General features: G+C 58.8%; 4 protein-coding genes and 6 tRNA genes. All 10 read left to right on the top strand.

Translation table 11 applies throughout. From position 1 onward, the window contains the following. Positions 1–188, top strand: a 188-nt coding sequence (locus tag DXC79_RS10185) for a hypothetical protein (RefSeq protein WP_233503022.1), incomplete at its 5' end; no start/stop codon positions are given. A 65-nt stretch (positions 189–253) separates the two neighbouring features. Continuing rightward, positions 254–343, top strand: a tRNA-Leu gene (locus DXC79_RS05770). 59 nt (positions 344–402) lie between these two features. Beyond that, a complete protein-coding gene (locus DXC79_RS05765; RefSeq protein WP_117635454.1) occupies positions 403–2,748 on the top strand; it encodes a GAF domain-containing SpoIIE family protein phosphatase in 2,346 nt (781 codons plus the stop codon). An 81-nt stretch (positions 2,749–2,829) separates the two neighbouring features. Beyond that, positions 2,830–3,576 (top strand): anti-sigma factor antagonist, encoded by a 747-nt coding sequence (locus tag DXC79_RS05760; protein WP_117635453.1) that lies wholly within the window; start codon positions 2,830–2,832, stop codon positions 3,574–3,576. 105 nt (positions 3,577–3,681) lie between these two features. Beyond that, positions 3,682–3,757: transfer RNA gene (locus DXC79_RS05755), tRNA-Gly, on the top strand. Positions 3,758–3,792: 35 nt separating this feature from the next. After that, positions 3,793–3,866: transfer RNA gene (locus tag DXC79_RS05750), tRNA-Cys, on the top strand. A gap of 42 nt (positions 3,867–3,908) precedes the next feature. Further along, positions 3,909–3,984 (top strand) — tRNA-Gly (locus DXC79_RS05745). Between the two features lie 35 nt (positions 3,985–4,019). Beyond that, a tRNA-Cys gene (locus DXC79_RS05740) sits at positions 4,020–4,093 on the top strand. A gap of 42 nt (positions 4,094–4,135) precedes the next feature. Further along, a tRNA-Gly gene (locus DXC79_RS05735) sits at positions 4,136–4,211 on the top strand. 522 nt (positions 4,212–4,733) lie between these two features. Beyond that, positions 4,734–6,467, top strand: coding sequence for a glycoside hydrolase family 13 protein (locus tag DXC79_RS05730; RefSeq protein WP_233503017.1), 1,734 nt, complete (start codon positions 4,734–4,736; stop codon positions 6,465–6,467). Positions 6,468–6,633: the final 166 nt, after the last annotated feature.

Here is a 6,633-nt window from a genome sequence, read left to right as displayed (position 1 = left end):
TGCCTCCCGGCGCATTCCGCAGGGGGAGCGATATTTTGCAGCACGAAGTGCGTAGCAAAATATCGCCCATGCCCGAGGACGCGCCGGGAGGCAACACCGATTCGGGGCCGGGCATACGGATCTACCTGCGCATTTACAAATTCGTAAACTTTTTTGAAAAAAGTGCTTGCACAGTTCTCGAATCATAGGTTATCATCTTCTTCGTTGAACGCGCGGGTCGAACAAAACGAACTGCGAATCAACAACATAGCATGTCGGAGTGGCGGAATTGGCAGACGCGCTAGCTTGAGGTGCTAGTGACCGCTTTTTGGTCATGCGGGTTCAAGTCCCGCCTCCGACACCATCGCATTTGAGAAGCCTCTTCGGAGGCTTTTTTGTTACCGATAGACGGTGAGGTCCACGATGGAAACGCTTGAGCGCAACGAGTGGGCAGACGTTGCCCAACTGGTCGAGATCACGAGCGATGCTGTCATCATTTGTGAGCTCGACGGAACCATTCTGCATGTGAATAATCGCTTACTTGGTTTGATGTGCGAGGAACGCGCCGACGTCATCGGTGGAGATGTTAAAGACGTCCTGTATTCGTCCGCTTTTGAACGTGCGACGGAACATCGTCTACCATTTGAAACTGATGGCTCCGAGAACGAACTGATGCTCAAGCTGAGCGACGGATCCTTTATTCCCGTCTTGGTTCGCGCAGGTTCCGTTACGCCTCCGCGTATCTTTGGACGCCGCGCGCCGCGCGTCCTGGTGGCGCTTCACAGCATCGAAGAGCAGTATTCCCACGATCGTCAGCTCAAACGTGCACTATCGGAGCTTAGGGTGGCGAATAAACGCCTTTCGGGTACCCTTTCGGTCATTATGAGTACCGTGGGCTCCGATGAGCTCCCCAGCTTGCTCGATACCGTTTTGAATCAGCTCGTCGGAACGCTCGATGCCTCTGGAGCTGCGATTTATTTTTCTGAGAGCGGCGGTTTTAAACTTCGCGGTGTTTCCAAGGAGCTGCATGACAGCTACCTGCCCGAGTTTTTGCCGTATGGCGCTGGCATTCCGACGTATGTTCTTCGCGAGTCGCGTGCCTGTCGTCTGTCGATCCAGCAGGACCTTGAGGGCGACCGGGTTGCTTCGGGTATGTTCATGGATTTGGACAATCGTTCCAAGCACTTGCTGCGCATGCAGGATATGCCTCCGTATCGCAGCGAGATCTGTCTTCCCGTGTTTTACGGCACGCAGGTGCTCGGTATGTTGGAGGTCGGTTGGAAACGTCCACAGGCGCCACTTGCCTATGACCTTAACGTGCTCGAGGTCATCTGCGATTACCTGTCTATTCAGATGGTCGGCATGGCGTCGAGCTTACGTTCGCGCCGCACGGCAGAACTTGGTCGTTCGCTCAACGTGCTGCGCGATGAGCTTTTTACCTATCTTGATGATCCCGTCGTCGCTTCGCGCGCGGTATCGTCGGAAATTTGCGCTGTGCTCAACTGTCATTTTTGCCCCGTGGAGTATGATGCGGGTCTCGAAACCTATGTCATCGATTTTGAGGGCGGCAGTCGCGTAGCGTTGCCGGGCGATCCGGAGTCGCTCTTCTTTTCTATCACGACGCCGGCAGCGCGCCTGGGATCAGCTTCCGATGGGTTCGAGACGTCGGTGCTGGGCGGGACGAGCGCTGACGATCTCAAGCACGTGCGCCTAACGCGCGTGGATGAATCCACGCCTATGGGTGCATGGCTGAGAGCACACGGCCTGCCGTGTCAGGGACTGTACGTCGACTCCGGTATCGAGGCGGGGCGCTATCGCTCGGAGACGGATGACAAGCGAAACAACGATGCGATCGTTCACGCTGATGTCGCCAAGGGACCGACGACGCGTTTTTTGCTGCTCCGCGATGGCAGCCAGGAGCCAATCGACGACCTTGAGTACGACTACATGGTGCATTTGGCCCACGATTTTGAGCTGATCTATGAGGGTGAGTCTCAAAAGCGCGAGGAGCGTCATATCGCTCAGACGCTTCAGATCGGCATGAGAAATTCGCTTGGTGACGTTCCGGGAATCGCCGCCGATTCGGTGTACCTATCGGCAACGAATTCGGCGCTGGTCGGCGGTGACTTCTATACGCTTGTTCGTCTTCCCGACGATTGCGCCGTTATGATTTTGGGAGATGTGTCCGGCAAGGGAATCGAGGCGGCGTCGATGTCGGCGCTCGTCAAGACGGCGCTGACGGCCTATGCCTGGGAGGGTGCGGGGCCTGCCCGCATGGCTCGCTCGCTCAATAGTATGCTCATGGGCTTTTCGAGGGTCGAGACGTTTGTGACGGCGTTTATCGCCAAGATCGATCTTAAAGCGGGCCGAGCTACCTATTGCTCTGCGGGACATCCTCCCACTATGGTCATTCGGCCGTCGTCGACGCCGCTTGGTGGCGGCGAGACCTGCGGGGGAGAAGTGGAGCTCCTTGGGTGTCAATCGGGCGTGATCGGTGCCTTTGAGAGCATGGTGTACGAGACGGGCGTCTTTACGTTCGCTCCTGGTGACATGCTCTTTATGTATACCGACGGAACGATCGAAGCGCGCGATCGCTCTGGTGCTTTCTTTGGCGAGCAACGCCTTCGCGATCTTTTGCTCTCTGTTTCGGGTGAGGGCGTATCGGGAATCTGCGGTAAGGTCTTGAGCGAGCTTGACCGCTTTACCGAGTCGGCGCTGGACGATGATATCGCGTTGGTGTCCCTTGAGTTTTTACGGGGCCGATCGTAGGCTGCGACGCTTGAGGGGCGAAACCTACGCGGTTGTAGATATGTGTGCATCGAGCGAGCTCTTTTGGGGAACCATGGTCGTATGAATGAGTGGAATGACATAGCGGTTTTGACGCCACCGGGTGATGTCGACATCGCCTCGGTGCCCGCGCTGCGCCGACGGTTGGATAATTTGATCGACCGGGGCGTGCGCCGCGTTGTCATCAATTGCCAGGCCGTGGGCTTTATCGACTCGACGGGTTTGGCGTTTTTGCTTACACGCGCCAGAGAGCTCATGAGGCGAGAGGGCCTGCTTTCGCTCGTTAACGCCTCCGATGAGGTCATTCGCTTTTTGGAGATTGCCCGACTTGTCGACATCCTCCATGTTGCGGGCTTCGCTCGGGAGTCGATTCCTGCCATTCCGGTGGGGGAATTGCCTCGCTGGAGCAAGAGTGTCGAGGTGCGCCAGGGTATCGAGAACCTTCCATACTATCGTCATCGTATTGCCGAGCTACTCGAATCGCTTCCCCTGAGGCGTGATGAGCGCTATGACGTCGCATTGGCATCGGGCGAGGCGCTGGGCAACGCGTATGACCATGCGGGTGGTATCGGATGCATCCTGACGGTTCAGGCCTATGGCGATCGTGTCGTGATTGAGGTTGTCGACCGTGGGGCGGGCTATTCGATCGACGGGTCGAGTGAACCGGTTACGACTGAGGAGCGCGGGCGTGGAATCAAGCTCATGCGCATGTTGGTCGACAACGTGGAGGTTGCCCGTCGTACTGATGGTGCCGGTACGCGCGTTCGGATGGTAAAGCTGTTTAGCGGAACATTGGAATCGTGCGCCTAGTAAATCGTTTTGGCATGTATATCTGCCAAGAGCATGTGGCGAACAACTTTTTTGAAAAAAGTACTTGCGTCTTTTGGGCAACTCGCGTAAATTAATAACCCGCAAGCGGACATGGCTCAGTTGGTAGAGCACAACCTTGCCAAGGTTGGGGTCGCGGGTTCGAGCCCCGTTGTCCGCTCCATTGCATTTCCGGACCGTCTCAAGCGGTCCTTTTTCGGCGAAGTGGCCAAGTGGTAAGGCAGAGGCCTGCAAAGCCTTTACCCCCGGTTCGAATCCGGGCTTCGCCTCCAGGCAACATCCGGGCGCTCCGGCGCCCGTTTTGTTTTACATATGCGGACATGGCTCAGTTGGTAGAGCACAACCTTGCCAAGGTTGGGGTCGCGGGTTCGAGCCCCGTTGTCCGCTCCATTGCATTTCCGGACCGTCTCAAGCGGTCCTTTTTCGGCGAAGTGGCCAAGTGGTAAGGCAGAGGCCTGCAAAGCCTTTACCCCCGGTTCGAATCCGGGCTTCGCCTCCAGGCAACATCCGGGCGCTCCGGCGCCCGTTTTGTTTTACATATGCGGACATGGCTCAGTTGGTAGAGCACAACCTTGCCAAGGTTGGGGTCGCGGGTTCGAGCCCCGTTGTCCGCTCCAAACGCAGCAGCCCGACTACTACGGTAGCCGGGCTTTTTCGTACCCATCGCTTGGGCTCGAACCCGAGAGGGAGCGAGCGTTAAGCAAACGCGGAGCGTTTGTAGCGAGCTGGCGAGGACGCCGGCAGGCGGCCGAAGCCGGTGCGGATCCGCGAAGCGAATACGCAGACGCCCCGTTGTCCGCTCCAACTATCTTACGCGGTTCTAACGAACCGCGTTTTTTGTTGACGCTGCGCGGGCCCCGGGCACCCCATCTTGCCCCTCAATCGTCGGTCGCGTACATAAAGTACGCTTCCCTCCTCTTTCGCGGCAACCTGGGGCACCCGGAGCCCGCTCGCTGTCGTGGCCGGGGGAGTAAGTCTTCCGTTCTTTTCACTAATCGATCGATTCGTCCCAGGAGGCTCGAGCCCGAGAGGGGGCGAGCGTTTGGGGCGTGGCTGCGGCGTTGATTGCCGTGAATGTCAGCTTTGGGCGTATCATCGTGGGCATCTCACAAAACCTCGTTGCAAGGGAGACACACCCCATGGCTACAGAAAAGTCCTCCTCGCGCTCATGGATGTCCGATGCCGCGATCTATCAGATTTACCCGCGCTCGTTTAAGGACTCGACTGGTTCGGGTTTGGGCGATATCGCGGGCATTACCCAGCAGATGGACTATCTTGAGCGGCTGGGTATCGAGGCCATCTGGCTGAGCCCGTTTTACCCATCGCCTCTTGTCGATGGCGGCTATGACGTGGCGGACTACTGCGATGTCGACCAACGTCTCGGCTCGCTTGACGACTTCGATGACATGATCGCCGCGGCTCACGCGCGCGGCATCAAGGTCATCGTCGACATCGTGCCCAACCATTCGTCCAACCAGCACCCCTGGTTCAAAGCCGCTCTTGCCGCCGGCCCCGGATCGCCCGAGCGCGCCCGCTATATCTTCCGTGATGGTCGCGGCGAGCATGGCGAGCTGCCTCCCACCAATTGGAATGCCAACTTTGGCGGCCCCGCCTGGACGCGTGTTGCGGACGGTCAGTGGTATCTGCACATGTTTACGCCCGAGCAGCCGGACTTTGACTGGTCATGCCCCGAGGTTCGCGCGTTCTTTTGCGACGTCCTGGCGTTTTGGAGCGATCGAGGCGTCGATGGCTTTCGCATTGATGTGGCGCACGGTCTCGCCAAGGATCTCGACCGCGATGATCTCGACCAGTGGCATCTCGCCGAGGGCGATGACATGGTTGACGACGGCACCCATCCGCTGTGGGATCGCAACGAGGTTCACGAGATCTATCGCGAGTGGCGCCGCGTGTTCGACCGCTATAATCCGCCGCGCAGCGCTGTTGCCGAGGCGTGGGTGCTGCCCGAGCGCCAGTATCTCTACGCGCGCCCCAGCGAGCTTGGCCAGACATTTAACTTTGAGTTCGCCAAGGCCACTTGGACCTATGATGACATGCACGCTGCAATCGAGGAGGGCTTGAAGGCAGCCATCGAATCCGATTCCGCCTCGACCTGGGTACTTTCCAACCACGACGTGCCTCGTGTGGCGACGCGCTTCGCCCTGCCGCAGATCAAGGCGACGCGCTACCACCAGATTGCGCTCGACTGGCTCTTACGCGACGGGTCGTCTTATGACGAGGACCGTGAACTCGGCGAGCGCCGCGCGCGGGCGGCCCTTTTGCTTGAGCTGGCGCTTCCGGGCTCGGCATACGTGTATCAGGGTGAGGAGCTCGGCCTTTTTGAGGTGGCTGACATCCCGTGGGCTGCACTCGAAGATCCCACTGCGACCAATACGCACGGATCGAAGCGCGAGAAGGGGCGCGACGGCTGTCGTGTGCCCCTGCCGTGGGTGGCGACGGACGATCCCGCGCAGGGCGGATCGTTTGGATTTTCGCCGATGGACGCCGATGCGGCGCCCCATCTGCCGCAGCCTGCATGGTTTTCCGATTACGCTGCCGATAGGGAAGAGGCGGACCCGACATCGATGCTTGCGCTCTATCGTGACGCCCTCTGGCTGCGGCGCAAGCTGCGCGGGTGCGCTAACGATCTTGCGTGGCTCGATCTTGACGGGCGCACCGGCCTTGCGGATGGTGCCGAGGGCGCTGAGGGCGGCGTCATCGCCTATCGCCGCGACAACGGCTGGGCGTGTGTGACGAACTTCGGTGCAGCACCCGTGGAGCTGCCGGCGGGCAAGGTCCTGCTCACCTCATCACCGCTTGCAGACGGCAGACTTGCGCAGGACAGCTCTGCCTGGATCATGCTCGCTGAGTTGTAGGGGGCCTCTTGCGGCGAGTTTGCGTTTGCTCGCGCTTTCCGTGGTGGCTGATGTCTTCGCGAGGTTCGAGAGGGCGTCGCAAAACTTTTCAAAAAAAAGTTCTTGCATAGGATGCGGGTATCACGTAAGATTAATCTTCGTAAGCGGACATGGCTCAGTTGGTAGA

It is taken from the genome of Collinsella sp. TF08-11AT (assembly GCF_003437035.1).
GTDB lineage: Bacteria > Actinomycetota > Coriobacteriia > Coriobacteriales > Coriobacteriaceae > Collinsella.
This window is presented reverse-complemented; position numbering and strand designations above follow the sequence as displayed.